We start from the raw sequence: 26,607 nt of genomic DNA on the forward strand, positions 1-26,607 counted from the left end.
AAGATCAGAGACGATGCAGGACGACTTCAATCACGAAACGGCTGCCGACATAGGCCAGCAGCAGGATGCCGAACGAGGCGATGACCCAGCGCAGCGCCACCTTGCCGCGCCAGCCGCGGAAGATGCGCCCGGCCAGGATGCCGCCGAACATGGCCCACGAGATCAGCGCGAACACCGTCTTGTGGTCCAGCCGGAAGGCGCGGCCGAACAGCTCTTCAGAGAACAGCAGGCCCGAGCCGATGGTCAGCGTCAGCAGCACAAAGCCGGCGCCGATCAGCCGGAACAGCAGCTTCTCCAGCGTCAGCAGCGGCGGCAGCAGGTCAAGCCAGCGGCCCAGCCATTCGCTGGGTTGCTGCTCCGGCGGCCGCGCGGGCGCGTGCCGGAAGCCGTGCAGGCGCCGTTCGGCCAGGAGCATCAGGAAGGCGTGGAACGCCGCCAGCGTGAACAGCCCGTAGGCCACGTTGGCGATGATGAAATGCAGCTTGAACAGCGGCCGCGCCGCGTAGCCCAGGATCTGCGAGCCGGGGAAGGCCAGGGGCATCAGGCTGGCTACCAGCGCCACCGGGATCACGATCAGCCCCAGGCCCGCCAGCGAGAAGAAGAAGCTTTCTATCCAGTAGATGCCCACGCCCAGCCACAGCATGGCCGACAGCGCAAAGGCAAAGCCGAACATCATGCGCTCGGCCGGGAAGATGGTTTCATGCAGCAGCAAGCCGTGGCTGGCCAGCGCCGCCAGCATCAGCACGTGCCACCAGGCCGGGCGCCCTTCGCCATGCGCGCCGCCTACCGGGGGGATGGGGCCACCGCCGGCCACCAGCACGGCCGAGGTCGCCCCCCCTGCCTGGCCGGCAGCGGTGGCAACGCGTGGATGGCGCGTGGCCCAGCCGTGATAGGCCAGGCCGCAATAGAGAAGTGCCGTCAGGGCATACAGTACAATGACCATTTACGCAGTTTACCTTAGTGCCCACGGACGGTGGCGGCCGGTTGAACAGGTGTTCCAGGCGCGCCCCGTGTGCCAGACTGCCTCCGAATTTCAGCCCCGAGCCCTGCTCCGACTTCTCCCCCGATTCCTGCCATGCTGGACAATCTCACTCAACGCCTGGCGCGTGTGGTCAAGACCATGCGCGGCGAGGCGCGCCTGACCGAGGCCAACACTGCCGAGATGCTGCGCGAAGTGCGCCTTGCCATGCTCGAAGCCGACGTGGCGCTGCCGGTCGTGCGCGAATTCGTTGCCCGCGTGAAGGAAAAGGCCATGGGCGAGGAGGTTGTCAGCAGCCTCACCCCGGGCCAGGCCCTGGTCGGCGTGGTCCAGCGCGAGCTGACCGCCGTGATCGGCGGCGCCGACGCGGCCAGCGGCAACAACAAGGAAGCCGAGCTGAACCTGGCCGTGCAGCCGCCCGCCATCATCCTGATGGCCGGCCTGCAGGGCGCCGGCAAGACCACCACCGTGGGCAAGCTGGCCAAGTGGCTCAAGGAAAACAAAAAGAAGAAGGTGCTGACGGTCTCGTGCGACGTCTACCGCCCCGCCGCTATCGCGCAGCTGAAGACGGTTTCCGAGCAAGTCGGCGCTGACTTCTTCCCGTCACAGCCGGACCAGAAGCCGGTGGACATCGCCCGCGCGGCGGTGGACTGGGCGCGCAAGCACTACCACGACGTGCTGATCGTCGACACGGCCGGCCGGCTCGGTATCGACGAGCTGATGATGCAGGAAATCGCCGCGCTGCACGCGGAGCTGAAGCCCGCCGAAACCCTGTTCGTGGTCGACGCCATGCTGGGCCAGGACGCCGTCAACACCGCCAAGGCCTTCAACGACACCCTGCCGCTGACCGGCGTGGTGCTGACCAAGCTGGACGGCGATGCGCGCGGCGGTGCCGCACTGTCGGTGCGCCATATCACTGGCCGCCCGATCAAGTTCGTCGGCGTCGGCGAAAAGCTGGACGGCCTGGAGCCCTTCTACCCCGACCGCATGGCCCAGCGCATCCTGGGCATGGGCGACATCCTCGCGCTGGTCGAGGAAGCCCAGCGCGGCGTGGACATGGAAGCGGCCGAGAAGCTGGCCAAGAAGATCAAGAAGACCGGCGACTTCGACCTGGAAGACTTCAAGGCCCAGATCGGCCAGATGAAGAAGATGGGCGGCCTGGGCAGCCTGGTCGACAAGCTGCCGGCGCAGTTCGCCCAGCAGGCGCAGGGCGCCAACATGGACCAGGCCGAGAAGCAGGTGGCCCGCATGGAAGGCATCATCAACAGCATGACGCCCACCGAGCGCGCCAAGCCCGAGCTGATCAAGGCCAGCCGCAAGCGCCGCATTGCCGCGGGCGCCGGCGTGCCGGTGCAGGAAGTGAACCGCCTGCTCAACCAGTTCGACCAGATGCAGTCCATGATGAAGAAGCTCAAGGGCGGCGGCATGATGAAGATGATGCGCCAGATGGGCGCGATGAAGGGCGGCATGAAGGGTCTCTTCAACCGCTAGAATCCGTCTGCGCACCTCGACTTGCCTCCCCCGCAAAAGAACAGGAAAGACATCATGATGAGCGCCGTACAGGCCCGCGAGCTGTGGGCCAACTCCGAAGAAATCGTCTCCGCCGCGGAAGTCCAGGCGTCGCTGGACCGCATGGCCACGGAAATCACCGCCAAGATGGGCGATGCCTTCCCGCTGGTGCTGTCGGTGATGGGCGGCGCGGTGGTCTTCACCGGCATGCTGCTGCCCAAGCTGGCCTTCCCGCTGGAGTTCGACTACATCCACCTCTCGCGCTACAACAACAAGACCGTGGGCGGCGAGATGCAGTGGCGCGTGGCCCCGCGCGAGTCGGTCAAGGATCGCGTGGTGCTGGTGCTGGACGACATCCTGGATGAAGGCGAGACCATGGCCGCCATCCGCGAGCGCATCATGGACATGGGCGCCAGGGAATTCCACGCCGCCGTGCTGTGCGAGAAGACGCTGACCAAGATCAAGCCCATGCATCCGGACTTCTGCGGCTTTGCAGTGCCGGACCGCTATGTCTTTGGCTGCGGCATGGACGCCAAGGGATACTGGCGCAACCTGGACTCGATCCGCGCGCTGGTTTGATCAGTTGAATACAGGCACCCGCCCGGGTGCCTGCCCCGGCGCCATCCTCAGGCGCCCAGGATCGGCCACAGCGAGGCCAGCAGCAGCACGGCCATGCCGATATTGAAGGCGCGCAGCACCCGCGGACGCGCCAGCCAGCGCCGCAGCGCCGAGCCGCACAGCGCCCACATCGCCACGCTGGGCAGGTTGACCACCCCGAAGATCCCCGCCAGCAGCAGCACGTTGAGCAACAGGTTGCCGTGCAGCACGTAGGTGCTGCACGCGCCCACCGCCATCACCCACGCCTTGGGATTGACCCACTGAAACGCCGCCGCGGCCCAGAAGCCCATCGGCCGCTTGGCCTGCTGGTCCTGCACGCCGCCGGCAGTGGCCAGCTTCCACGCCAGCCATATCAGGTAGACCGTCGCCACCACGCGCAGCACCTGCCAGGTCCACGGGAAGGCGTGGAACAGCGATCCCAGCCCGAGCCCGACCAGCCCTACCATCAGCGCAAAGCCAATGCTGACGCCAAGCAGGTGCGGCACCGTGCGCACGAAGCCAAAGTTCACGCCCGAGGCGAGCAGCATCGTGTTATTGGGACCAGGGGTGATCGACGACACCAGCGCAAAGCCGGCAAACGCGGCAAAGACACCGGTTCCGGCGGCGAGTTGTGATACTTCCATGACTGACTCCAAGGCATTCAGGGAATCAGTCTACGGTCAGTAAACGGTACAGTACCGGTACACTTTGACGGAAATACGCCGATACAGGGATGCCGCCGGCCGCCGGTCAGTTTGCTTCCGGCTGGTGGACAAAGATCCACTCCTGGTAGCTGCCCTTGTCGGCAAACCCTGCGTTTGCCGGCGTAAAGCTGCCCACGCGAAGCGGGGTGCCTGGGGCCTGGCTGTACACGCCGACGATGCCGTTGTCCGGTCCGGGGACGATGCCCCACTCGCCGCCTTTCGGGAGCGGGTCGCGCCAGGCCCGGCGCAGGTAGCGCGCGACCACCGGCTGCCTCGGATCGAGCACCAGTTCATCAAGGCGCTTCGGGTACTGCCCGGCCGGGTTGGCATCGTAGTAGGCGCCGATTGCGCGGCGGATCTCGTTGCCGTGCGCGAGCAGGTCAGCCTCGCGCGCGCGCCGGTCCTGCGTGGCCCACAGCACGCCGAACTGGCTCAGCATCACGCCCAGGATAGCCAGCGCCACCAGCGCGCCGATGTAGACGGAGCCGCGGCTGTGCCGATCACCAGCTTGCATAGTCGGTCCCGTCATGCGCCTTGCCGGGCGCGCCGCTGTGCACGTCGGCAATGCCGCCCTTGGGCGAGCGCTCGAACACCCAGCTGTCGCGCCGGTTGTGAGCGGGTCCAGCGGCAGCTCGCGCAAGTAGCGGCGCTGCACCAGCTCGTCGAGCGATTCCGGGGATTTGCCACGGTCGTCGCGGTAATCGTCCAGCGCCTTGCGCAAGGTCACCAGGTTGTGGCGCAGCACGGTCTCGCGCGCCTTGTCCTGCTGGCGGAAGTACTGCGGCATGGCAAGCGACAGCAGCGTGGCGATAATGGCCAGCACCACCAGCAGCTCGATCAGCGTAAAGCCGCGGCGGCGCATGCCGTCACCACTGGTCATAGTGGTTGCCATCCAGCGCCTCGCCGCTATTGCGCGACATCACGTCGAACACAACGCCCCCCTCGCGCGGATCGTCGGGCGGGCTCTGGTAGCTGCGCAGGCGCCAGTTGCGCGCGGCGGGCTCATCGGGGCAGCCGCACAGCGGGTCGCGCGGCAGGCGCCGCAGGAAGTAGAGGCGGCGCTCGCCGGCGGGATCGGTGGCGTCGGGCACGCCCTCGGCCAGCGCTTCCAGCGACGGCGGATAGCCGCTGTCGCCGACCTTGCGCTGGATCTTGCCGGCGTCCGCCGCGTCCTTGTAGTCGTCGATGGCCTTGCGCAACTCGCGCAGTACGCGGCGCAGCTCGTTTTCCTGCGCGCGACGCACCGTCAGTTCGGCGGACGGCTCGGGCGTGCCCAATGCCGCTTGCCGCGAGGCCTTCCGGCGCAGCGGCGCCTATCCCTTCCAGCAATGGAACGAGATCACCGGGTTCCCGCAGGACTACAGCCAGGCCTCGGTCGAGCAAGCCATCAAGGACTGCACGCTGTGCAGCGGCGGCGACCTCAGGAAGGCGGGGCTCGACGTGCGCTCGACGCAGTGGCACAAGACCCCGATCAAGCCCCAGAGCGGCAAGATCCGCGTGATGTTCTACGCCACGCTGCGGGCCCTGCGCGCGCTGCGGCAGGAAGCCGGCGCGGCCGAGGACGACCCCCACCTGCTGGCGCGCATCGATGCGCTGCTGGAGTTGCTGACGCTGCTCGGCGGCTGGATGCACGGCATGCAGCGGCTGGACGATGAGGCCGTGCGGCGCGCATTGCGCCATGGCGCTGCGCCGGAGCCGCCCTAACGGGCCATGGGGTGGCTCACCGCTCGCTGCGGTACGGGCGTTCGCGCAGCCATTTGGTGGCGATCCACTTCTCGCCGGACGCCACCGGCAGGCCGGCGTGCAGCGTGCGTTCGTCCAGCGTGCCGTCGGGCAGCAGGTAGCTGAAGTACACCGCGTTGCCCTTGACCGGCGCCACCTCCAGCCCCACGCGCGGGAACGCCGTGGCGCCGCCCGCCTCGGGCGTGTTCAGGTAGATCACCAGGGTGGCGATGCGCTGCCCGCCGACGGACAGTTGCCGCGCCTCGCCCGGGCGCTGCGGGTTGAAGTAGTCGAAGTGCGGCTGGTACTCGCCGCCGGGCTTGTAGTTGAGGATCTGCAGCCCTTCGCCGTGCTCGGCGGGTACGCCGGTGACGGCGGCGATGCGCGCCTCGATGCGCGCGATCAGGGCGTGCTCGGCCACCTGGAACATCGCGCCCATGCTGGTGCGGGCGTCGATCAGGTTCTCGTCGCCGGTATCGGGGTTGACCACCGGCGAGCGCGCCAGGCGGCCGCGCGACAGCGCCACCAGGGCATCGCACTCGTCGTCGGTCAGCAGTTGCTGGAACAGCTGGACCTGCGGCGACGCCAGCCGGAACAGGATCGGGACCTGGCGGTCGCCGCCATCGGCCGCGTAGACCGCGGGCGTGCCGGCGGTGGCGGCAGGGCGGGCCGGCGCGGGCCTGGCCGGCGCGGCGCCATCGGCGCCTTGTGCAAAGGCCGAGGCCACGGCCCGGCGCGCAAAGGCCTCGTCATAGCCCGAGCGCAGCATCGACAACACCAGCGCATCGGCGGCAAAGCCCTGGGCGATATGCCGGGCCAGCCATTGTTCAAGTTCGGGCGAGGATTCGGTGTAGCCGGTCTTGCCGCCGGCAACGGAGGCTTCGCGGATCATGACGGATTGGCGGCGACGCGTTGCGACGAGAACGGGTTGCGGGCAGGCGGCTCGGACACCGGTGCGCGCGGGCGCGACGGCGCGATCTCGGGATCGCCGGCCACGGTGACCGTGGCTTCGGAATACTGCCAGCGCTTCCACGCCGCCAGCACCGCGTTCGGGTATTCGGGGCGGCCGCGGCTGCCGTTGTAGCGGCCCAGCGCCAGATACAGGTCGCCCTGCTCGCGGTCCAGGTAATAGCGCAGGATGGTGCAGCCGTAGCGCAGGTTGCTCTGCAGGTGAAACAGCTTGCGCGGGTCGCTGTCGCCGATGGCGCGCACCCAGAACGGCATCACCTGCATCAGCCCGCGCGCACCGGCCGAGCTGATCGCGTACTTGCGGAAGTTGCTTTCGACCTGGACCAGGCCCAGCACCAGCGCGGGCTCCAGCCCGGCGCGCTTGGCCTCGTAGTAGGCCACCTCGATCAGTTCCACACGCACCTGCGGCTCGGGGATGCGCGAGGCCAGGCGGGCGGACATCTCGCCCAGCCATTTCAGGTAGGCCAGGCGCTCGCCGCCGGACGCAAATACCGGCCGCGTGGGCCGGTCATCGGCGATGGCGGCGGCCAGCGCGCCGCGCACGGAATCGGCCAGGTCTTCTTCCTTTTGCGCGCCGGCGTGGGCTGCCATGGCCGCCAGGGCCAGCAGCAACCCGCCCGCGCAGCGGCGGGCGGCGTCGGTCATGCCGCGGGCGGCGCGCATGGGGCTCAGTTCGCCAGCTGGCTGCGCACGTGGCCGACCACATCGGCCACGCTGACGGCGGTGGCCTGCGCGTCGCGCCGGCCCTGGTACTCGACCTTGCCTTCCTTCAGGCCGCGGTCGCCCACCACCACACGGTGCGGCACGCCGATCAGCTCCCAGTCGGCAAACATCACGCCCGGGCGCTCGCCGCGGTCGTCCAGGATGACGTCCACGCCGGCGGCCAGCAGCTCGGCATGGATGCGGTCGGCCTCGGCCTTGACGGCTTCGGAGCGGTCGTAGCCCACCGGGCAGATCACCACCGCGAACGGCGCGATCGCGGCCGGCCAGATGATGCCGCGCTCATCGAAGTTCTGCTCGATCGCCGCGCCCAGGATACGGGTGACGCCGATGCCATAGCAGCCCATCTGCATCGGCTGGGTCTTGCCGTTCTCGTCCAGGAAGGTGGCGTTCATGGACTCGGAATAGCGCGTGCCGAGCATGAACACGTGGCCCACCTCGATGCCGCGGCAGATTTCCAGCGTGCCCTTGCCGTCCGGCGAGGCGTCGCCTGCGACCACGTTGCGCAGGTCGGCCACGATCGGCTCGGGCAGGTCGCGACCCCAGTTGACGCCGGTGTAGTGGTAGTCGCGATAGTTGGCGCCACAGACGAAGTCGCTCATGTTGGCGACGGTGCGGTCGGCCACCACCTTGACCGGCTTCTTCATGTCGATCGGGCCCAGGTAGCCCGGCGGCGAGCCGAAGGCGTCGACGATCTCGTTCTCGGTGGCAAAGCGGAAGTCGGCCAGGCCCGGCACCTTGGACGCCTTGACCTCGTTCAGTTCGTGGTCGGCACGGATCAGCAGCAGCCAGATTTCGGCGCCCGCTTCGGTATCCTTGGCCAACACGATCGACTTGACGTTGCGCTCCAGCGGGATGTTCAGGAATTCCGCCACCTGCTCGCACTTGACCTTTTCCGGGGTGAAGGTCTTGACCAGGTCTTCCTTGGGCGAGGCGCGCTCGGCAAGCAGGGGCAGCGCCTCGGCTGCCTCCATGTTGGCGGCGTAGTCCGAGGTCGGGCAGTAGACGATGGCGTCTTCGCCGGTGTCGGCGATCACATGGAACTCATGCGAGCCCGAGCCGCCGATGGCGCCGTTGTCGGCCGCCACGGCGCGGAATTCCAAGCCAAAGCGGCGAAAGATGCGCACGTAGGCGTCGTACATGTTCTCGTACGACTTGCGCAGGCCGTCCGTGTCGCGGTCGAAGGAATAGGCATCCTTCATGGTGAACTCGCGCCCGCGCATGATGCCGAAGCGCGGCCGGCGCTCGTCGCGGAACTTGGTCTGGATCTGGTAGAAATTGACCGGCAGCTGCTTGTAGCTGCGGATTTCCGAGCGGGCGATGTCGGTCACCACCTCTTCCGAGGTCGGCTGGACTGCGAAGTCGCGCTCATGGCGGTCTTTCAGGCGCAGCAGTTCGGGGCCCATCTTGTCCCAGCGGCCGGTTTCCTGCCACAGCTCGGCCGGCTGGATCACCGGCATGGACAGCTCCACCGCGCCGGCGCGGTTCATTTCCTCGCGCACGATGTTCTCCACCTTGCGGATCACGCGCAGCCCGATCGGCATGTAGTTGTAGATGCCGGCACCCAGCTTCTTGATCATGCCGGCGCGCATCATCAGCTTGTGCGAAACGATTTCCGCGTCGGCGGGCGCTTCCTTGAGGGTGGAAATGAAGAATTGCGAGGCTTTCATCCGTAATTTCTCTCTGGGCCGCTAGGTTCGGGAAAATCCGTCCCGGCAAAATCCGGGGGCCGGCGGCACTGAATTGTGTGCACGCGCCTGAAACTGCCCTTCCGCTCGGGGAAAACCAGCATCCCCCGGTCCGGGCCCGGCTGCGCGCTTCCTTTATAATCAGCGTAATTCTAAAGGATTCGAGGTGCAGTCATGCTCGATCGTGAAGGCTTTCGCCCGAACGTCGGCATCATCCTCCTCAACGCACGAAACGAGGTTTTCTGGGGCAAGCGAATCGGCGAACACTCCTGGCAGTTCCCGCAAGGTGGCATCAAGTACGGCGAAACGCCTGAACAGGCCATGTACCGCGAACTGCATGAGGAAATCGGCCTGCTTCCGGAGCACGTCAGGATCGTCGGTCGCACGCGCGACTGGCTGCGTTACGAGGTGCCGGACAAGTTCATCCGCCGCGAGATCCGCGGCCACTACAAGGGCCAGAAACAAATCTGGTTCCTGCTGCGCATGGCCGGCAGGGACTGTGATATCCATCTGCGTGCCACCGAGCACCCTGAGTTCGACGCCTGGCGTTGGAGTCATTACTGGGTGCCGCTGGAGGCGGTGATCGAGTTCAAGCGCGATGTCTACCAGCTGGCGCTGACGGAGTTGTCACGCTTCCTGAACCGGCACGCGCGTGTGCCGCTGAGTCCGTATGGCACACACGGGACGCACGGCCCCCACGGCATGCATGGCCGCCACGGCGGACCACGCAGCCAGGCGCTCAGCCGCGCCCAGCAGGCGCAGCAGGCCGACGCCGACTGCAATGCCGAGGCCGAGCACGCGACAGAGCACGATTCACCGGCAACGCCGGTTTCCACCTCACGGAGCACTGATGACTAGTTTCACCGGCCTGGGCCGCCGCGGCGGCCTGACCGCTGCCGGAATGCTGATTGCCGCGGCCAGCCTTGCGCTGGCCGGCTGCAAGACCACCGGCAAGGAAATGGCGGAGGAAGAAAGCACCTGGATCAACCCGTTCGGGGCCAAGACCTTTGAAGAGGCCAAGGCCATGCTGCCGGCGCCGCCGCAGGACGCCAACCTGATCCCGTTCACGGTGTCGGGTACCGGCTCGCTGTCGTTCGCGGTGGACGGCAAGTCGGTCTCGGTCGGCAAGGACAACGTGGTGCGCTACACGGTCGTCACCACCAGCCAGAGCGGCGCGCGCAACGTGACCTTCGAAGGCCTGCGCTGCGATGCGTTCGAGCGCAAGCTCTACGCCACGCTGCCCAAGGGTGCGACGGAATGGGTGCCCAACAGCAGCGACTACGGCGAGACCTGGCACCGCATGGAGACTGGCGTGCGCAATGCCTACGCCGCCACGCTGGCGATCGACTTCTTCTGCGAGGGCCGTACCGTGGCCGGCACCGCCGACGCCATGGTGCGCGACCTGCAATCGCGGGCGCCGCGCAAGCGCTGAAGCGCACAGCGTCGGCATGAAAAAACGGCGGGACTGCCTGGCAGCCCCGCCGTTTTCATTTCCGCCTGGCCTTTGCGCCGGGATGCCGGATCAGACCAGCACCAGGTTGTCGCGATGGATCAGTTCGGGCTCGTTCAGGTGTCCCAGCACGGACTCGATCTCGGACGAGGGCTTGCGCGCAATCAGCCGCGCCTCGGCACTGGAATAGTTGGTGATGCCGCGCGCCACCTCCTTGCCCTGGGTGTCGACGCAGGCGATTACCTCGCCACGGGCGAACTCGCCCTGCACTTCCGTCACGCCGATCGGCAGCAGCGACTTGCCGCCGCTGGTGAGCTTCTCGACCGCGCCGTTGTCGATCACGACCCGGCCGCGCAGTTGCAGGTGATCGGCCATCCATTGCTTGCGCGCCGTGAGCCGCCCGGTCGGCGCCAGCAGCTGTGTGCCGATGGCCTCGCCCGCGGCCAGTCGCTCCAGCACGTTGGCCTCGCGCCCGGAGGCGATGGTGGTGTGGGCACCGGACTTGGCCGCGCGCTTGGCCGCCAGGATCTTGGTCAGCATGCCGCCGCGCCCGATCGACGTGCCGGCGCCGCCGGCCATGGCTTCCAGCTCGGGGGTGCCGGCCAGGGCCTCGTCCACGAACTGCGCGGCCGGGTCCTTGCGCGGATCGGCGGTATACAGGCCGCGCTGGTCGGTCAGGATCACCAGCGCGTCCCCTTCGATCAGGTTGGTCACCAGCGCGCCCAGCGTGTCGTTGTCGCCGAACTTGATTTCGTCGGTGACCACGGTGTCGTTCTCGTTGATGATCGGCACCACACCCAGGGACAGCAGCGTGAGCAGGGTCGAGCGGGCGTTGAGGTAGCGTTCGCGGTCGGCCAGGTCGGCGTGGGTCAGCAGCACCTGCGCGGTGCGGATGCCGTAGCGGCCGAACTGGCTTTCATAGACCTGCGCCAGGCCCATCTGGCCGACGGCGGCGGCGGCCTGCAGCTCATGGATTTCCTTCGGGCGGCGCACCCAGCCCAGGCGCTGCATGCCTTCGGCGATGGCGCCGGAGCTGACCAGCACCACTTCCTTGCCGGCTACGCGCAGCTTGGCGATCTGGGCCGCCCAGCGGGCGATGGCGTCGTGATCCAGCCCCTTGCCGTCGTTGGTGACCAGGCTGGAGCCGACTTTAACGACGATGCGCTTTGCCTGCGCGATGACCGATTGCATGACGGGAATCCTGTCTCCCGGGCAGCCGGCGGCGGGCGCCGCGCCCGAATTGTCCGTGGGTATTCTTCTGTGGTGGGGCGCCAGCGGCGGCCCCGGCTTATGCCTCGCCCTGCCCCTGGTCGACGTTGTGCAGCCGCTCGTCCAGGCGGATGTCCGGCTCGGCCAGCGCCGCGGCCTCTGCGGCCTTGATCGCCAGCAGGTGATCCTTGATCGCGTAGATCAGCTCGCGGCAGCCTTCGCCGGTCAGCGCCGAAATCTGGAACACCGGCCCCTTCCACTTGTAACGCTTGATGAAATCCTTCACGCGGGCGGCGCGCTCTTCCCCGGGAACCACGTCGAGCTTGTTCAGCACCAGCCAGCGCGGCTTGTCGTACAGGGTTTCGTCGTACTTCTTCAGCTCGTTGACGATGGCCTTGGCCTCAGCCACCGGGTCGACTGCCTCGTCGAACGGCGCCAGGTCGACGATATGCAGCAGCAGGCCGGTGCGCTGCAGGTGGCGCAGGAACTGGTGGCCCAGGCCCGCGCCTTCGGCGGCGCCTTCGATCAGGCCGGGAATGTCGGCGACCACGAACGATTGCTCATGGTCCACGCGCACCACGCCCAGGTTCGGGTGCAGCGTGGTGAACGGATAGTCCGCCACCTTCGGACGCGCGTTGGAGATATGCGAGATAAAGGTCGACTTGCCGGCGTTGGGCATGCCCAGCAGGCCGACGTCGGCCAGCACCTTGAGTTCAAGCTTGAGCATGCGTCGCTCGCCCGGCTTGCCGTCCACCTGCTGGCGCGGCGCGCGGTTGGTACTGGACTTGAAATGCAGGTTGCCCCAGCCGCCCATGCCGCCTTCGGCCAGGCACACGCGCTGGCCGTTCTCGGTCAGGTCGGCGATGACTTCGCCGGTGTCCATGTCGGTGATCAGCGTGCCCACCGGCATGCGCAGCGAGATGTCCTCGCCGGCGGCGCCGTAGCAGTCGGAGCCGCGGCCATTCTCGCCGTTGCGGGCCACGTGCTTCCTGGCGTAGCGGAAGTCGATCAGGGTATTGATGTTGCGGTCCGCCACGGCGAACACGCTGCCGCCGCGGCCGCCATCGCCACCATCCGGGCCGCCGAAGGGCACAAACTTCTCGCGCCGGAACGAGGCGCTGCCATTGCCGCCGTTGCCGGCGATGGCTTCGATTCGGGCTTCGTCTATGAACTTCATGATGATGGGTTTCCGTGATGGATCGGCGGATCAGCGGCTGGAAGCCTCCAACCGGGCTGGCGAACTGACATTGTCGCCAGAAAAGAAAAGGCCCCGCAAGCGTTGCGGGGCCTTCATCCTGCAAAGGCTGTTATCAGGCCGCCGGAACGACGCTGACTTGCTGCTTCTTGGCAGGGCCCTTGACGGCGAACTGCACGTGGCCGTCCACCAGGGCAAACAGCGTGTGGTCCTTGCCCACGCCGACGTTGTCGCCGGCATGCACGCGGGTACCGCGCTGGCGGATGATGATGCCGCCGGCGTTGATGGCCTGGCCACCAAACACCTTCACGCCCAGACGCTTCGATTCGGAATCACGGCCGTTCCGCGTGGAACCGCCGCCTTTTTTCTGTGCCATGTCTTACTCCTGTCGCTTTACCTGGTTACGCTCGATCGATCAGGCAACGATCGCTTCGATGCGCAGTTCGGTGTAATTCTGACGATGGCCTTGACGCTTCTGGTAGTGCTTGCGACGGCGCATCTTGAAGATCTTCACTTTGTCGTGACGACCTTGGGAGATAACGGTAGCCTTGACGGAAGCCCCGCTAACCAGCGGCGTACCAAACTTGATTTGGTCGCCGGCGCCCACTGCGAGCACCTGGTCGAGCGTGATTTCTGCGCCAATGTCTGCCGGTATCTGTTCTACTTTCAGTTTTTCGCCAGCAGCAACCTTGTATTGCTTGCCGCCGGTTTTTACGACCGCGTACATTGTCGAACCTCTCGGATGTGAATAAAACGCCGTATGCCGGCACTGGCGCATCCTGCGCGGCCGGTCAATTGCACGGCCTGGCGTCTGGATGGGCTCACTGCGGCCCGGTTATCTCCCGCCGGCCAGAACCCGCAAAGCGAGCGCAGCTACCGGAGGAAACCGGGAATTGTAAACGAGATCAGGGAAAAGCGCAAAGAAAACAGGCGCATAGCCTGCGTGCGGCGGCATCACCACAAAGGAACCGCGCCCTGGCTCAGGTCAGGTCGGCGAGCAGGAATCCCGCCAGCGCCGCAAACGCCACCCAAAGGGCAGTGCGGCGCAGGTGGCGGCGAGGAACAGACTTGTTCATGGCTGCATTATAGATGCGCGCCTTGCGAACACCCTGAGCGCATACCCTGAGCACGAATCTTTAGAAGAGCCCCATAAGTAGAACGCCACGCGCATCGCATATAATCGTCCGGTTTTGCGTAACGGTGATCATCTTGTCCCAGCCTTCCGCCACTGCCTTGCTTGCCCCGGTCGCTGCAGACATGCGCGCGGTCGATGCTGTTATCCGCCAGCGGCTGTCTTCTGAAGTCCCCCTGATCGAGCAGATCGGCGAATACATCATCGGTGCCGGCGGCAAGCGCCTGCGCCCGGTGATCCTGCTGCTGACGGCGCGCGCGATGGGTTACGACGGCAATCGCCACCATGAGCTGGCCGCCGTGGTGGAGTTCATCCACACCGCCACCCTGCTGCACGACGACGTGGTCGACGAGTCCGAGCTGCGGCGCGGGCGTGATACCGCCAATGCCGTGTTCGGCAACGCCGCCAGCGTGCTGGTGGGCGACTTCCTCTATTCGCGCGCGTTCCAGATGATGGTCGATGCCGGCAGCATGCGCATCATGGAGATCCTGTCCAACGCGACCAACGTGATCGCCGAGGGCGAGGTCCTGCAGCTGCTGAACATGCACGACCCCGACGTCACCGTCGAGCGCTACCTGCAGGTGATCCGCTACAAGACCGCCAAGCTGTTCGAGGCCGCCGCGCAACTCGGCGCCGTGCTGGCCGGCGCCGACGCCCAGATGGAAGAAGCCGCGGCAGAGTATGGCCGCCGCATCGGCACCGCCTTCCAGCTGATCGACGACATGCTGGACTACACCGCCAGCGCCGAGCAGATGGGCAAGAACGCCGGCGACGACCTGCGCGAAGGCAAGCCCACCCTGCCCCTGCTGCACCTGCTGGAACACGGCACGCCCGAGCAGCGCCAACTGGCGCGCGACGCCATCGTGCAAGGCGGCACCGAGCATTTCGACGCCGTGTTCGCCGCGATCCACGCCAGCGGCGCGCTGGACGTCACCTTCGAAGCGGCACGGCGCGAGGCCGAAGCCGCCGAACAGGCAGCACGGCAGTTCCCGCCGTCGGAACTGAAGGAAACCCTGATCCAGCTCTGCGCGTTCTCATTGCAACGGCAGTCCTGACGCAACCGCGGGGAAGGCAGCGGAAGCGGGCTGAACGGCGATTTTCCTCGCCCTCTTCCATTCCCTAAAAAACGCTGCTAAACTTACATTCTTTGCTGCAGACGGTCAGACGTTTGCCAGCAAACCAAATCGGGGTGTAGCTTAGCCTGGTAGAGCGCTACGTTCGGGACGTAGAGGCCGGAGGTTCGAATCCTCTCACCCCGACCAGATTTAAAAGGCCGAACCAACGTCAGTTGGTTCGGCCTTTTGTCTTTCTGCCCCCTCCCGCCCTCCGGCAACTCATCCCTTGATCGCCTTGCGCTGACGCTTGAATGCCTTCAGGTCGGCCGCGGAGAACAGCTGGCTACGCCCACTTCCGCATGAGGCGCCAGCTTGCCGTCGCGCACCCTCCGCCGGAAGGTGGCAATTGAAACTTCGAGGTATTCAGCCGCCTCCGCGGCGGTGAAGTCTGCTTCAGCGAGGTGGCCAAAGACTTCCTCGTGCGAGAAGTTCTCGTCCTTGAAAGCCTGCTCGCCCGCCAGCGTGAAGAACTTGACGCGCTCCTGCGCGGGCATCTTGCTGACGGCCTTCATCAGGTCTTCTGCGGTCATGATGGTCATCTTTCTCTCCCTCTCTCAAAAGGACACCACCCCGCGCGCAAGGCAGCTGCCTGAAACGCCCCTTCTTCCCCGCGCAAGTAGGGTTGCGCCCGTGTCGCGCAAACGCCAACACCACGCCCGCATCGGCTTTACAAAAAGTGACCCCGGCGGCAAACTGCCCCGATCCGGGGACGTGGGTCCGTCCGCCCCCGCCAGCGTGGCATCCGCCACCGCCTAACCGCACCGCACAGCGCACCTGCCATGACACTCGGTCTTGCCCTGGCCCAGAGCCGGCGTATCGCGCCCGCCCTGCTTGCTCAGCTGGAGCAGGCCGCGCGTGAAAAGCAGTCGCAGCTGATCGACGAGATCGTCGGCAGCGGCACCATGAACGCGCACGACCTGGCGCTGTTTGCCGCGGACAAGTACCAGCTGCCGCTGCTGGACCTGGCCCAGTACAACCTGACCAAGGTGCCGCCGGCGCTGGCCGGCAACCGTGAATTCCACGCGCACCGGTTGCTGCCGCTGGGCCGGCGCGAGAACCGGCTGGTGCTGGCGATGTCCGACCCGTCCAACCAGGCCGGGCTGGATGCGATCAAGGAAAAGTACAAGCTGCCGGTCGAAGCGGTGGTGGTCGAGCACGACAAGCTGATGAAGCACGTGCGCTCCGCCGGCGAGGCCCTGGGCACGCTCAGGAACATCTCGCCGGTGCAGGCCGAGCGCAAGATGATCGAATACGATCCGGTGGCCGCGGCCGGCAACCAGCGCAACCGCACCACCGCCGACAATATCGACGACGCCCCGGTGGTGCGCTTCCTGCAGAAGCTGCTGACCGAGGCCTTCCACCGCGGCGCGTCCGACCTGCACTTCGAGCCGTTCGAGACCTTCTACCGCGTCCGCTTCCGCGTGGACGGGGTGCTGCAGGAAGTTGCACGCCCGCCGCTGGATATCCGCGACAAGATCGCCACCCGCATCAAGGTGCTGTCGCGCTTGGACATTTCTGAAAAGCGCGTGCCGCAGGACGGCCGCATGAAGCTGCTGATTGCCCTGCCCAAGGACAAGGACGCCAAGGAGACGGTCGAGAGGGCAGTGGATTTCCGCGTGTCGACGCTGCCGACGCTGTTCGGCGAGAAGATCGTGATGCGGATCCTGGAATCTTCGTCCGACAAGCTCGACATCGACCAGCTCGGCTATGAGCCCGAGCAGAAGGCGCTGCTGCTAGACGTGATCAAGCGCCCCTACGGCATGGTGCTGGTGACCGGCCCCACCGGCAGCGGCAAGACGGTGTCGCTGTACACCTTCCTGAACCTGCTGAACCAGGGCGACATCAATATCTCCACCGCGGAAGACCCGGCCGAAATCCAGCTGCCCGGCATCAACCAGGTCAACGTCAACGACAAGGCGGGCCTGACCTTTGCCGCGGCCCTGCGTTCGTTCCTGCGGCAGGACCCGGACATCATCATGGTCGGCGAAATCCGCGACCTGGAAACCGCCGACATCTCGATCAAGGCCGCGCAGACCGGTCACCTGGTGTTGTCGACGCTGCACACCAACGATGCGCCGACCACGCTGACGCGGTTGATGAACATGGGCGTGGCGGCCTTCAATATTGCGTCGAGCGTGCTGATGATCACCGCGCAGCGGCTGGCGCGGCGGCTGTGTACCTGCAAGCGCGAGGGCGAGGGCGAGATCCCGCGCGAGGCGCTGTTGGAGGCGGGCTTCCGCGAACAAGACCTGGACGGCAGCTGGCAGCCCTACCACCCGGTCGGCTGCGAGCGCTGCAACGGCACCGGCTACAAGGGCCGCTGCGGCATCTACCAGGTCATGCCGATCACCGAGGCCATGCAGGAGATCATCCTGACGCACGGCACGGCACTGCAGATCGCCGAGCAGGCGCGCAAGGACGGCGTGCTATCGTTGCGCGAAGCGGGGCTGCTGAAGGTGAAGCAGGGCGTCACGTCACTCGAAGAAGTGCTGGCGACAACGAATACTTAGGGAAGCAGGACAGGCGGGGCAAGACACAACGTAAATACAAGACGCAGAACAAGCGTCATTTACATCGGGGGTCAATATCATGGCGACGCGTGCACCAGCGGCGGGCGCCCGGACGGCGGCACCGTCACGGGCAAAATCAGGGAAGGGGCGCAAGGCACCCACCCAGTACATCTTTGAGTGGGAAGGCAAGGACCGCAAGGGCAAGACCTTCACCGGCGAACTGCGCGCCGAGAACCAGGCGGAGGTCACCGCCACGCTGCGCAAGCAGGGCCTGACCATCGTCAAGTTGAAGAAGCGCAAGGCCGCGCGCGGGCGCAAGATCACCGAGAAGGACATCGCCTACTTCACCCGGCAGCTGTCGACCATGCTCAAGGCCGGCATTCCGCTGCTGCAGTCGATCGACATCATCGCGCGTGGCCACGTGAACCCCAACTTCACCCAGCTGCTGTCCGACATCCGCTTCGACATCGAGGCCGGCAGCAGCATGGCCGCGGCATTCCGGCGCCATCCGAAGTACTTCGATACGCTGTACTGCAACCTGATCGATGCCGGCGAACAGGGCGGTATCCTGGACTCGCTGCTGGAGCGCCTGTCGCTCTACATGGAAAAGACCATCGCGCTGAAAGGCCAGATCAAGTCGGCGATGATCTATCCGATCGCGGTGCTGACGGTGGCCTTTGCCGTGACCGTGATCCTGATGCTGTTCGTGATCCCGGCGTTCAAGGGCGTGTTCTCCAGCTTCGGCGCCAACCTGCCGGCGCCGACGCTGCTGGTGATCGCCATCTCGGACTTCTTTGTCCAGTACTGGTACCTGGTGATCGGGGTGCCGGTGGCCGCCATCTCCTTCTACCTGCGCTCGCTGAAGAAATCGGAGAAGGTGCAGCGCGTCACCGACCGCGCGCTGCTGAAGCTGCCGATCTTCGGCAGCCTGTTCCGCAAGGCCGTGATCGCGCGCTGGACCCGCACGCTGGCCACCATGTTCGCCGCCGGCACGCCGCTGGTGGAGTCGATGGAGTCCGTGGCCGGCGCGGCCGGCAACTGGGTCTACTACGACGCCACGCGCGAGATCGAGCAATCGGTGCGCATCGGCACCAGCCTGACCAACGCGATGCAGGCCACCCATGTGTTCGACAACATGGTGCTGCAGATGACGCAGATCGGTGAGGAGTCCGGCGCGCTGGACAACATGCTGCTGAAGGTGGCGGAGTTCTACGAGCGCGAGGTCGACGATGCCGTGGCCGCGATCTCCAGCCTGATCGAGCCGCTGATCATCGTGGTGCTAGGTGTGCTGATCGGCGGCATGGTGGTGGCGATGTACCTGCCGATCTTCAAGCTGGGACAGGTGGTGTAAGCGATGTTGTCTGCGTGGTCTGCTTCTCCGTATCCGACCGGTGGCGCGCCGCTGGTGGAGGCACTGGCGGCGCTGCCGCCCGCCTTTCTGGTGGCTGCCGCGGCGCTGCTCGGGCTGGTGGTCGGCAGCTTCCTCAACGTGGTCATCCACCGGATGCCGCGCATGATGGAGCGCGACGAGGCCAACTATATCGCCGAGCTGCGCGGCGACCCGCTGCCCCACCCCGGCCGCTACAACCTGATGGTGCCGCGCTCGGCCTGCCCGCATTGCGGCCACGCGATTGCACCCTGGGAGAACGTGCCGGTGCTGAGCTACCTGTTCCTGCGCGGGCGCTGCTCGGCATGCAAGGCGCCGATCAGTGTGCGCTATCCGCTGGTCGAGCTGGCCTGTGGCGTGCTGAGCGCGCTGGTGGCGTGGCGCTTCGGCCCCGGCGGACAGGCCCTGGCCGCGCTGGTGCTGGTGTGGGCGCTGCTGGCGCTGACCATGATCGATGCCGATACGCAACTGTTGCCGGACCAGATCACCCTGCCGCTGCTGTGGCTGGGCCTGCTGCTGAACCTGGGCGGCGTCTTCGTGGCGCTGCCCGACGCCGTGATCGGCGCGGCTGCCGGCTACCTGGTGCTGTGGACGGCCTACTGGCTGTTCCGGCTCGTGCGCGGCAAGGAAGGCATGGGCTTTGGCGACTTCAAGCTGATGGCGGCGCTGGGCGCCTGGTTCGGCTGGCAGGCGCTGCCGGCGCTGGTGCTGCTGTCGTCGGTGGTCGGCGTGCTGTTCGGGCTGGCCAATATTGTGCTGCGCCGCCAGGAACGCGACACGCCCTTCCCGTTCGGACCCTTCATCGCGCTGGCCGGGGTGGTGGTGCTGCTGTTCGGCCCCGGCGTGCTGCCGCTGTTTGCATGGCCCTGACGGTGTCCGACGATATCCGCTGAAGCTGGTATCGTTGCGGCAACATCGTCAACAGAGCCTCACATGCTGGAAATCGGACTGACCGGCGGCATCGGCAGCGGCAAGACCCGCGTGGCCGACATGTTTGCCGCGCGCGGTGCCGCGATCATCGACACCGACCTGCTCGCGCACGAGATCACCGCCCCGGGCGGGCGCGCCATCCCGGCGCTGGTCGAGGCCTTCGGCCCGGCCTGCCTGCGCCCCGACGGCGCCATGGACCGCGACGCGATGCGCGCACTGGTGTTTGCCGACCCCGCAGCCAAGGCACGGCTTGAAGCCATCACCCACCCGCTGATCCGTGCGCTGACCACCGAGCGCGCCCACGCGATCCGCGATGCCGGCGAGCATCCCTACCTGATCTACGTGGTGCCGCTGCTGGTGGAATCGGGCTCATGGCGCGAGCGCGTGGGCCGCGTGCTGGTGGTGGACTGCACCGAGGCCACCCAGGTGGCGCGCGTGATGGCGCGCAACGGCTTCAGCCGCGAGCAGGTGCAGGCCATCATGGCCAGACAGGCCACCCGCGCCGCGCGCCTGGCATGTGCCGACGACGTCATCGACAACGACGGCCCGGTGGAGGCGCTGGTGGACCAGGTCGACCGGCTCGACCGCTACTATCGTGAACTGTCGGCGGCGGCCAGGGTCCATCCATAACGCGCAACCCGGCGCGCCAGCGCATGGCATCATGCACGCGACATTGTCCTCGGCCCTTGTCTCGCATAGAATGCGCTGGAATATGCGGGGAAATCACCGCATACTGCCGGTAACCGCCTGTCATATATCGCCCCTTCCGGCATTTCCCGGGCCTCATTCTGCACCGGGCCGCTCCTGAAAGCGCCCGACGCCCTGCACGGACATTGCACTTGATTCTGTACGAATACCCTTTCAACGAACGCATCAGGACACTCCTGCGCCTGGAGGACCTGTTCGATCGGCTGGAATACTTTCTCGGCCAGGATCATGCCCACCAGCATCATGTCGCGCTGACCACGCTGTTCGAGATCATCGACGTGGCCGGCCGCGCCGACCTCAAGACCGACCTGATCAAGGAACTGGAACGCCAGCGCCAGGCACTGGCGCCGCTGCGCGCCAGCCCGCAGATCGACCAGGAGGCACTGGACGCCATCATCGGCGAGATCGAGCAAGGCATCGCCATGCTCAACCAGACCGTGGGCAAGGCCGGCCAGCTGCTGGCCGACAACGAGTGGCTGACCAGCATCCGCAGCCGCGCGATCATCCCCGGCGGCACCTGCGAGTTCGACCTGCCGGCCTACTATGCCTGGCAGCACCGCCCCGCCGAAGACCGCCGCGCCGATATCCTGAAGTGGGTACGTCCGCTGCTGTCGCTGCGCATGGGCACCACCATCGTGCTGCGCCTGCTGCGCGAAGCCGGCCAGAGCGGCAAGGTGATCGCCACCGGCGGCAGCTACCAGCAGATGCTGTCCGGACGCAGCTACCAGCTGATGCAGGTCTACCTGGATGACTCGCTGCTGGCCTTCATCCCCGAGATGAGCGCCAACAAGTACATGCTGTGGGTGCGCTTTACGCAGCAGGACGGCGACCTGCGTCCGCGCTCGGTCGATGCGGATATCCCGTTCCTGCTGAAACTCTGCAATTTCTGAAGCCTGCGCTGAACGCTATGCCTGCTGTCGTCAAATGCCCCACCTGCGGCACCGAGGTGGCCTGGGTGCCCGACAACAAATTCCGCCCCTTCTGTTCCGAGCGCTGCAAGCAGATCGATCTCGGCGCCTGGGCGTCCGAGAAATACGTGATCGGCGGCAAGCCGGGCGAAACCTCCGCCGACCAGCCTGAAGACGAGGACGACTGAAGCGCCCTCGCCTTCAGCGCCCCCCTGGTTCAGTGCGCCGCCGCCAGCACGCGGCGGTAGAAGCCCACGCACACCAGTGCGAACACCGCCAGGCCCAGCCACTGCGCGGTCGCTTCAAACCCGGCCCCGACCAGCGCCAGCGGCGCATCCTTGCCCGACAGGCCGATCACCGCGGCCAGCATCACGCCGACCAGGCTTTCCCCCACGATCAGGCCCGAGGCCAGCAGCGTGCCGCGCCGCTCGGCATGTTCCAGCGCCAGCTTGACGTCGTCGCCGCGCGCGGTGGCGCGGCGGCGTTCGCTGCGCAGCAGGAGCCACGACAGCACCGCGCCCACCACCAGCGCCGAGCTGATGGTCGGCGGCAGGTAGATGCCGATGCCCACCGCCAGCACCGGCAGCCGCGCCGCGCCGCGGCGGCGGCGCAGCACCTCGTCGATGGCGATCAGCACCACGCCCAGCCCGATGCCGATCAGGATCATGGTCCAGTTGAGCTGGTGGGTGAAGATGCCGGTGGCGATCGCGGTCATCAGCGTCGCCTGCGGCGCGGCCAGCGCCTGGTTGGGGTCCATGCCCGCACGCGGCAGTGCGCCGGCGAAGCCATAGGCGCTGTAGAGCAGTTCCAGCGCCGGCGAAGCCATAGGCGCTGTAGAGCAGTTCCAGCACCGGCGGGATCACCGCGGCGCCGACCACGCAGCCGATCAGCAGCGCCACCTGCTGACGCCACGGCGTGGCGCCGACCAGCCAGCCAGTCTTCAGGTCCTGCAGGTTGTCATTGGCGATGGATGCGACCGCCACCACCGCCGAGGTGGTAAAGATCGCCAGCGCAATCGAGAACTTGCTGCCCTCGGGCGTGGCCAGCAGCCCGTCGGCCTTGCCCGCCACCAGGATCAGCAGCGACACCAGGATCACCGCGATGATGCCGATGCCCGAGATCGGGCTGGCCGACGAGCCCACCAGCCCCGCCATATAGCCGCACGCCGCCGCCACCAGGAAGCCGAAGATAAAGGCGAATACCACCGCGTAGATCACCAGGCGCCAGCGTGCGCCGCCATCGAGCGGCGCCGGCGCGAGGAACCAGGCGAATACCGTCACCAGCACCGCCAGCAGCCCCAGCATCACCAGCCCGATCCATTTGGCCGGCATATCCTGCTGCGTGCGCGGCATCTTGCCCTGCCCCGCCGGCCCGCCCTGCAGCGCGCCGAACGAGGCGCGGATACCGTACAGCATCGGCCCGGCCAGCGACAGCAGCGTCCAGATCGCGGCGATGCCGATGGTGCCGGCGCCGATAAAGCGCGCCTGCTGGCTCCACACCATGGTGCCGAAGGCCGACAGCGTGGCGCCGTCCGGGCGCGGCGTGATGGCCGTCAGCCACGGCACCGCGACGCCCCAGGTCAGCACCAGCCCGAGCAGCATGGCCAGCCCGCCGACGATGCCGACCAGGTAGCCCGCGCCCACCAGCGCCAGCGAGAAGCCCATCGACAGCCTCACCACCGAGGCCCCGGCCGACAGCCAGAAGTTGGCGCCCTCGGCCAGCAGGCGCAGACCGCCGGCGGCAAAGCTGAACAGCCCCGCCACCAGGCCGCCGGCCATCAGGTCGGCCAGGCCGGTCGCCTGAGGCTTCTGGCCCGGCGCGGCCTGGTCCGGCGCGGCGCTGCCCACGCGCAGGATTTCCGCCGCGGCCACGCCCTCCGGATAGGGCAGCTCGCTCTGCACCACCATCGCGTGGCGCAGCGGGATGCTGAACACCACGCCCAGCATGCCGCCGGCCGCGCAGATCGCCAGCGTCTGCCAGAACGGGAAGCCCTGCCAGTGGCCCAGCATCACCAGGCCCGGCAGGATAAAGATGATCGACGACAGGGTGCCCGCGGCCGAAGCCTGCGTCTGCACCATGTTGTTTTCCAGGATGTTGGCGCCGGGGAAGAGCCGCAGCACGGCCATCGAGATCACGGCCGCCGGGATCGCCGACGAGAAGGTCAGGCCGACCTTCAGGCCCAGGTAGATGTTGGAGGCGGTGAACACGACCGTGATCAGCGCACCGAGGATGATGCCGCGCAGGGTCAGTTCGGGCAGGGAAACGTCGTCGGCGATACGATCGACACGTAGCATGCAGGTTCTTTTCCTGTGGATCAGGGCCTGGTCAGGCCCTGGCGGCGCGCAAGCGGGCGCCGCGGCCGCTTGCCCGACAGCGGGAATGGCAGGGTCAGCCGTTGCCCGATTCCTCGGCCAGCCACTCCACCACGGGAATGGTGGCCGGCAGCAGCGGCCCCACCGTCACCGGCGTGCGCTGCCACGAGAAGGCCTGGCCTTCGCGGCCGATGGGGTCGCCCCGCCAGTCGGTGACCTTGCAGAAATACAGCCGCACATAGGCGTGCGGGTAGTCATGTTCCAGGATGTGCCAACGCTCACATTGCGTGACATCAAGACCCAGCTCTTCATGCAGCTCGCGGGCGAGTGCCGCCTCTACCGACTCGCCCGGCTCCAGCTTGCCGCCTGGGAATTCCCAGTAGCCCTCGTAGGGCTTGCCGGCCGGGCGCTGCGCCAGCAGGAAGCGTCCGTCGGGCTGCACCAGCACGCCGACCGCCACCTCGGTCACCTTGCGCGGCGGGTTGCCACCGGTCTGCGCGGGGTTCTGCGTGGCCGCGCTCATGCCTTGGCGTCTCCGGCGACATCGGCAATATAGGGCTTGCCATGCTTGCCGCCCCAGTCGCGCGCAAACTGCCAGGCCACGCGGCCCGAGCGCGAGCCGCGCTCCAGTGCCCACACCAGCGCGTCGCCGCGCGCTGCGGCGATGTCCTCGTCGGTGCAGCCGAAGTGCCTGAGCCAGTGGCCGACAATGGCCAGGTACTCATCCTGCTTGGGCGGGTAGAACGACAGCCACAGCCCGAAGCGCTCGGACAGCGAGATCTTCTCTTCCACCACTTCGCCGGGATGGATCTCGCCATCGTCGGTGTGGCGGTAGGTCTCGTTGTCCTTCATGTACTCCGGCAGCAGGTGCCGGCGGTTGGAGGTGGCGTAGATCAGCACGTTGTCCGACTGCGCCGCCACCGAGCCGTCCAGCGCCGACTTGAGCGACTTGTAGCCCGACTCGCCCTCTTCGAACGACAGGTCGTCGCAGAAGATCACGAAGCGCTCGGGGCGCTGCGCAACCAGCTCGACGATATCGCCGAGGTCGCCCAGGTCATCCTTGTCCACCTCAACCAGCCGCAGCCCGTCCTTGACGAAGGCATTGAGGCAGGCCTTGATCAGCGATGACTTGCCGGTGCCGCGCGCGCCGGTCAGCAGCACGTTGTTGGCCGGCAGCTTGCCCACGAACTGGCGCGTATTGCCGACGATGGCATCCTTCTGGCGCTCGATATTCTTCAGGTCGTCCAGGTGGATCGGCGGCAGCTGGCGCACCGGCTGCAGGTAGCCGATATTGCCGAACAGGCTCTGCCGCTTGCGCCAGCGGAACGCCACGGCCTCCTGCCAGTCGGCGTCGCTCAGTTGCGGCGGCAGCCATTGTTCGAGTCGTGCGAGGAAGTTGTCGAGGCGGGCGGCGAGGTCAGACATGGCAGGGGCGATGACAGTAGAGGGTTGGCTTATGCCAATTGTTTTGGCTCCCTCTCCCCTCAGCGGGAGAGGGTTGGGGAGAGGGGTGGTTTGGCTAGGCACCACGCATCTTGATACGCCGCCCCTCTCCCCCGGCCCCTCTCCCGCAAGCGGGAGAGGGGAGCAAACCAGCGATGCTTAAGAACGGTAGTCGGCGTTGATCGACACGTAGTCGTGCGACAGGTCGCAGGTCCAGACCGTCGCTTCGGCCTTGCCGCGGCCGAGCGCGATGCGCACGGTGATCTCGGCCTGCTTCATCACGCGCTGGCCGTCTTCCTCGCGGTAGTCGGGGTTGCGGCCGCCGTCGCGGGCCACCCAGACATCGTCCAGCCACAGGTTGACGCGGTCGACGTCGAGGTCGTTCACGCCGGCGTAGCCGACCGCGGCCAGGATGCGGCCCAGGTTGGGGTCCGACGCATAGAACGCGGTCTTGACCAGCGGCGAGTGCGCCACCGCATAGGCGATCTGGCGGCACTCGGCCACGTCCTTGCCGCCTTCGACGCGGATGGTCATCAGCTTGGTGGCGCCCTCGCCGTCGCGCACGATCATCTGCGCCAGCTCCTGCGCCAGCGCGGTCACTGCGTCGCGCAGCGCCTCGAAGGCCGGGCCTTCGGTGCGGTCGACCACGGCGCCGGACTTGCCCGTCGCGATCAGCACGAACGAGTCGTTGGTCGACGTATCGCCGTCAATGGTGATGCTGTTGAACGAATGGTCGGCGGCGTAGGAGACCAGCGCCTGCAGCACCGGCTGGGCCACGGCGGCGTCCATGGCGATAAAGCCGAGCATGGTCGCCATGTTCGGGCGGATCATGCCGGCGCCCTTGCTGATGCCCGACAGCGTCACGGTCTTGCCGTCGATCTGCACCGTGCGCGACGCGGCCTTGGGCTGCGTGTCGGTGGTCATGATGGCTTCGGCGGCGGCCAGCCAGTTGTCCGGCTTCGCGTTGGCGATGGCGGCGGGCAGGCCGGCCACCAGGCGGTCAACCGGCAGCGGTTCCAGGATCACGCCGGTCGAGAACGGCAGCACCTGCTCGGTGGCGATGCCCAGTTGCGCGGCCAGCGCGTCGCAGCTGGCGCGGGCATTGGCCAGGCCCGGCTCGCCGGTGCCGGCATTGGCATTGCCGGTGTTGACCACCAGCGCGCGGATGCCCTTGCCAGCGGCAAGGTGCTCGCGGCAGACCTGCACCGGCGCGGCGCAGAAGCGGTTGCTGGTGAAGACGCCGGCCACGGTGCTGCCTTCGGCCACGCGCACCACCAGCACGTCCTTGCGGTTGGCCTTGCGGATGCCCGCCTCGGCCCAGCCCAGCTCCACGCCGGCGACGGATTTCAGGTTCTCTGCCTGGGGCAGCGGAAGATTGACGGGCATGTGGACTCCTCTTTCCTGCTTGCGTTATCTGCTT

27 protein-coding genes, 1 tRNA gene and 2 pseudogenes are annotated in these 26,607 nt (G+C 66.9%); 13 read left to right on the forward strand and 17 right to left on the reverse strand.

What is annotated here, in order from left to right; translation table 11 throughout:
- Positions 1 to 4: 4 nt before the first annotated feature.
- A complete protein-coding gene (locus KB879_RS28485) occupies positions 5 to 943 on the reverse strand; it encodes an inner membrane protein YpjD (protein ID WP_211980314.1) in 939 nt (312 codons plus the stop codon).
- A 132-nt stretch (positions 944 to 1,075) separates the two neighbouring features.
- On the opposite strand from KB879_RS28485, the gene ffh reads away from it, so the two are divergent.
- Together ffh and KB879_RS28495 are read left to right on the forward strand one after the other, a co-directional pair.
- Positions 1,076 to 2,470: a signal recognition particle protein gene (gene ffh / locus KB879_RS28490; RefSeq protein WP_013958043.1), complete on the forward strand. Its 1,395-nt coding sequence runs from the start codon at positions 1,076 to 1,078 to the stop codon at positions 2,468 to 2,470.
- Positions 2,471 to 2,524: 54 nt separating this feature from the next.
- Positions 2,525 to 3,067, forward strand: a complete 543-nt coding sequence (locus KB879_RS28495; protein WP_013958044.1) for a hypoxanthine-guanine phosphoribosyltransferase — start codon at positions 2,525 to 2,527, stop codon at positions 3,065 to 3,067.
- A gap of 47 nt (positions 3,068 to 3,114) precedes the next feature.
- Here KB879_RS28495 and KB879_RS28500 read toward each other — a convergent pair whose 3' ends face one another.
- The 4 genes and pseudogenes from KB879_RS28500 to KB879_RS28515 form a co-directional block, all read right to left on the reverse strand.
- Positions 3,115 to 3,729 (reverse strand): LysE family translocator, encoded by a 615-nt coding sequence (locus KB879_RS28500; RefSeq protein ID WP_211980315.1) that lies wholly within the window; start codon positions 3,727 to 3,729, stop codon positions 3,115 to 3,117.
- Between the two features lie 106 nt (positions 3,730 to 3,835).
- Entirely contained in the window at positions 3,836 to 4,318 is a 483-nt protein-coding gene (locus KB879_RS28505; RefSeq protein ID WP_211980316.1) for a type II secretion system protein, read from the reverse strand.
- Positions 4,290 to 4,681, reverse strand: a pseudogene (locus KB879_RS28510) (type II secretion system protein). Before KB879_RS28510 ends, KB879_RS28505 begins: the two are co-directional and overlap by 29 nt.
- A complete protein-coding gene (locus KB879_RS28515; protein ID WP_211980317.1) occupies positions 4,656 to 5,066 on the reverse strand; it encodes a general secretion pathway protein GspG in 411 nt (136 codons plus the stop codon). The pseudogene KB879_RS28510 and the gene KB879_RS28515 overlap by 26 nt, the downstream one beginning before the upstream one ends.
- On the opposite strand from KB879_RS28515, the gene KB879_RS28520 reads away from it, so the two are divergent.
- The gene (locus KB879_RS28520) at positions 5,059 to 5,493 is read left to right on the forward strand and encodes a lytic polysaccharide monooxygenase (RefSeq protein WP_211980318.1); all 435 of its coding nucleotides are present in this window, start codon (positions 5,059 to 5,061) and stop codon (positions 5,491 to 5,493) included. The two genes, KB879_RS28515 and KB879_RS28520, sit on opposite strands and share 8 nt — an antisense overlap.
- Before the next feature lie 16 nt (positions 5,494 to 5,509).
- Here the strand turns inward: KB879_RS28520 and KB879_RS28525 are convergent, their stop codons facing one another.
- The 3 genes from KB879_RS28525 to KB879_RS28535 are packed head-to-tail and all read right to left on the reverse strand — an operon-like array spanning position 5,510 to position 8,870.
- On the reverse strand, positions 5,510 to 6,403 hold the full coding sequence (locus tag KB879_RS28525; protein ID WP_013958049.1) for a 2OG-Fe(II) oxygenase: 894 nt from the start codon (positions 6,401 to 6,403) through the stop codon (positions 5,510 to 5,512).
- Entirely contained in the window at positions 6,400 to 7,143 is a 744-nt protein-coding gene (locus KB879_RS28530) for a lytic transglycosylase domain-containing protein (protein WP_013958050.1), read from the reverse strand. The genes KB879_RS28525 and KB879_RS28530 overlap by 4 nt, the downstream gene beginning before the upstream one ends.
- Before the next feature lie 5 nt (positions 7,144 to 7,148).
- Positions 7,149 to 8,870, reverse strand: coding sequence for a proline--tRNA ligase (locus tag KB879_RS28535; protein ID WP_013958051.1), 1,722 nt, complete (start codon positions 8,868 to 8,870; stop codon positions 7,149 to 7,151).
- 192 nt (positions 8,871 to 9,062) lie between these two features.
- On the opposite strand from KB879_RS28535, the gene KB879_RS28540 reads away from it, so the two are divergent.
- On the forward strand, positions 9,063 to 9,746 hold the full coding sequence (locus KB879_RS28540; protein ID WP_013958052.1) for an RNA pyrophosphohydrolase: 684 nt from the start codon (positions 9,063 to 9,065) through the stop codon (positions 9,744 to 9,746).
- Entirely contained in the window at positions 9,739 to 10,320 is a 582-nt protein-coding gene (locus KB879_RS28545; RefSeq protein WP_013958053.1) for a CNP1-like family protein, read from the forward strand. The genes KB879_RS28540 and KB879_RS28545 overlap by 8 nt, the downstream gene beginning before the upstream one ends.
- 90 nt (positions 10,321 to 10,410) lie before the next feature.
- Here KB879_RS28545 and proB read toward each other — a convergent pair whose 3' ends face one another.
- The 4 genes from proB to rplU all read right to left on the reverse strand — a co-directional run bounded on the left by proB (position 10,411) and on the right by rplU (position 13,469).
- Positions 10,411 to 11,529, reverse strand: a complete 1,119-nt coding sequence (proB, locus tag KB879_RS28550) for a glutamate 5-kinase (protein WP_013958054.1) — start codon at positions 11,527 to 11,529, stop codon at positions 10,411 to 10,413.
- Between the two features lie 97 nt (positions 11,530 to 11,626).
- A complete protein-coding gene (gene obgE, locus KB879_RS28555; protein WP_211980319.1) occupies positions 11,627 to 12,724 on the reverse strand; it encodes a GTPase ObgE in 1,098 nt (365 codons plus the stop codon).
- Between the two features lie 133 nt (positions 12,725 to 12,857).
- Complete coding sequence (gene rpmA, locus KB879_RS28560; protein ID WP_010814747.1) at positions 12,858 to 13,118, reverse strand: 50S ribosomal protein L27; 261 nt, start codon at positions 13,116 to 13,118, stop codon at positions 12,858 to 12,860.
- A gap of 39 nt (positions 13,119 to 13,157) precedes the next feature.
- Positions 13,158 to 13,469: a 50S ribosomal protein L21 gene (gene rplU, locus KB879_RS28565; RefSeq protein ID WP_006576525.1), complete on the reverse strand. Its 312-nt coding sequence runs from the start codon at positions 13,467 to 13,469 to the stop codon at positions 13,158 to 13,160.
- 530 nt (positions 13,470 to 13,999) lie between these two features.
- On the opposite strand from rplU, the gene ispB reads away from it, so the two are divergent.
- Both ispB and KB879_RS28575 read left to right on the forward strand, forming a co-directional pair.
- Positions 14,000 to 14,929 carry an octaprenyl diphosphate synthase gene (gene ispB / locus KB879_RS28570; protein WP_049800579.1) on the forward strand — a complete coding sequence of 310 codons (930 nt, stop codon included), beginning with the start codon at positions 14,000 to 14,002 and terminating at the stop codon, positions 14,927 to 14,929.
- A gap of 130 nt (positions 14,930 to 15,059) precedes the next feature.
- Positions 15,060 to 15,136, forward strand: a tRNA-Pro gene (locus KB879_RS28575).
- 110 nt (positions 15,137 to 15,246) lie between these two features.
- On the opposite strand, the gene KB879_RS28580 is transcribed toward KB879_RS28575, so the two are convergent.
- Positions 15,247 to 15,528, reverse strand: coding sequence for a helix-turn-helix domain-containing protein (locus tag KB879_RS28580; RefSeq protein WP_249221207.1), 282 nt, complete (start codon positions 15,526 to 15,528; stop codon positions 15,247 to 15,249).
- Between the two features lie 240 nt (positions 15,529 to 15,768).
- Here KB879_RS28580 and pilB point away from each other — a divergent pair, with 240 nt between their 5' ends.
- The 6 genes from pilB (at position 15,769) to KB879_RS28610 (ending at position 21,620) form a co-directional block, all read left to right on the forward strand.
- Positions 15,769 to 17,499 (forward strand): type IV-A pilus assembly ATPase PilB, encoded by a 1,731-nt coding sequence (pilB, locus tag KB879_RS28585; protein WP_211980320.1) that lies wholly within the window; start codon positions 15,769 to 15,771, stop codon positions 17,497 to 17,499.
- A 79-nt stretch (positions 17,500 to 17,578) separates the two neighbouring features.
- Positions 17,579 to 18,850 carry a type II secretion system F family protein gene (locus tag KB879_RS28590; RefSeq protein ID WP_013958059.1) on the forward strand — a complete coding sequence of 424 codons (1,272 nt, stop codon included), beginning with the start codon at positions 17,579 to 17,581 and terminating at the stop codon, positions 18,848 to 18,850.
- A gap of 3 nt (positions 18,851 to 18,853) precedes the next feature.
- A complete protein-coding gene (locus tag KB879_RS28595) occupies positions 18,854 to 19,756 on the forward strand; it encodes an A24 family peptidase (RefSeq protein WP_013958060.1) in 903 nt (300 codons plus the stop codon).
- A gap of 63 nt (positions 19,757 to 19,819) precedes the next feature.
- Positions 19,820 to 20,446: a dephospho-CoA kinase gene (coaE, locus tag KB879_RS28600; RefSeq protein ID WP_035826779.1), complete on the forward strand. Its 627-nt coding sequence runs from the start codon at positions 19,820 to 19,822 to the stop codon at positions 20,444 to 20,446.
- A 209-nt stretch (positions 20,447 to 20,655) separates the two neighbouring features.
- Positions 20,656 to 21,414, forward strand: a complete 759-nt coding sequence (zapD, locus tag KB879_RS28605; protein WP_035826777.1) for a cell division protein ZapD — start codon at positions 20,656 to 20,658, stop codon at positions 21,412 to 21,414.
- 17 nt (positions 21,415 to 21,431) lie between these two features.
- Positions 21,432 to 21,620 carry a DNA gyrase inhibitor YacG gene (locus KB879_RS28610; RefSeq protein WP_013958063.1) on the forward strand — a complete coding sequence of 63 codons (189 nt, stop codon included), beginning with the start codon at positions 21,432 to 21,434 and terminating at the stop codon, positions 21,618 to 21,620.
- Between the two features lie 29 nt (positions 21,621 to 21,649).
- Here the strand turns inward: KB879_RS28610 and KB879_RS28615 are convergent.
- The 4 genes and pseudogenes from KB879_RS28615 to argJ all read right to left on the reverse strand — a co-directional run bounded on the left by KB879_RS28615 (position 21,650) and on the right by argJ (position 26,573).
- Positions 21,650 to 23,726 (reverse strand): annotated as a pseudogene (locus KB879_RS28615) (OPT family oligopeptide transporter).
- A 94-nt stretch (positions 23,727 to 23,820) separates the two neighbouring features.
- Positions 23,821 to 24,267 (reverse strand): NUDIX domain-containing protein, encoded by a 447-nt coding sequence (locus KB879_RS28620; RefSeq protein ID WP_211980321.1) that lies wholly within the window; start codon positions 24,265 to 24,267, stop codon positions 23,821 to 23,823.
- Positions 24,264 to 25,169: an ATP-binding protein gene (locus tag KB879_RS28625; protein ID WP_013958065.1), complete on the reverse strand. Its 906-nt coding sequence runs from the start codon at positions 25,167 to 25,169 to the stop codon at positions 24,264 to 24,266. Before KB879_RS28625 ends, KB879_RS28620 begins: the two co-directional genes overlap by 4 nt.
- Before the next feature lie 177 nt (positions 25,170 to 25,346).
- Entirely contained in the window at positions 25,347 to 26,573 is a 1,227-nt protein-coding gene (argJ, locus tag KB879_RS28630) for a bifunctional glutamate N-acetyltransferase/amino-acid acetyltransferase ArgJ (protein WP_153954174.1), read from the reverse strand.
- Positions 26,574 to 26,607 lie beyond the last annotated feature (34 nt).

It is taken from the genome of Cupriavidus sp. KK10 (assembly GCF_018223725.1).
Classification (GTDB): Bacteria; Pseudomonadota; Gammaproteobacteria; order Burkholderiales; family Burkholderiaceae; genus Cupriavidus; species Cupriavidus necator.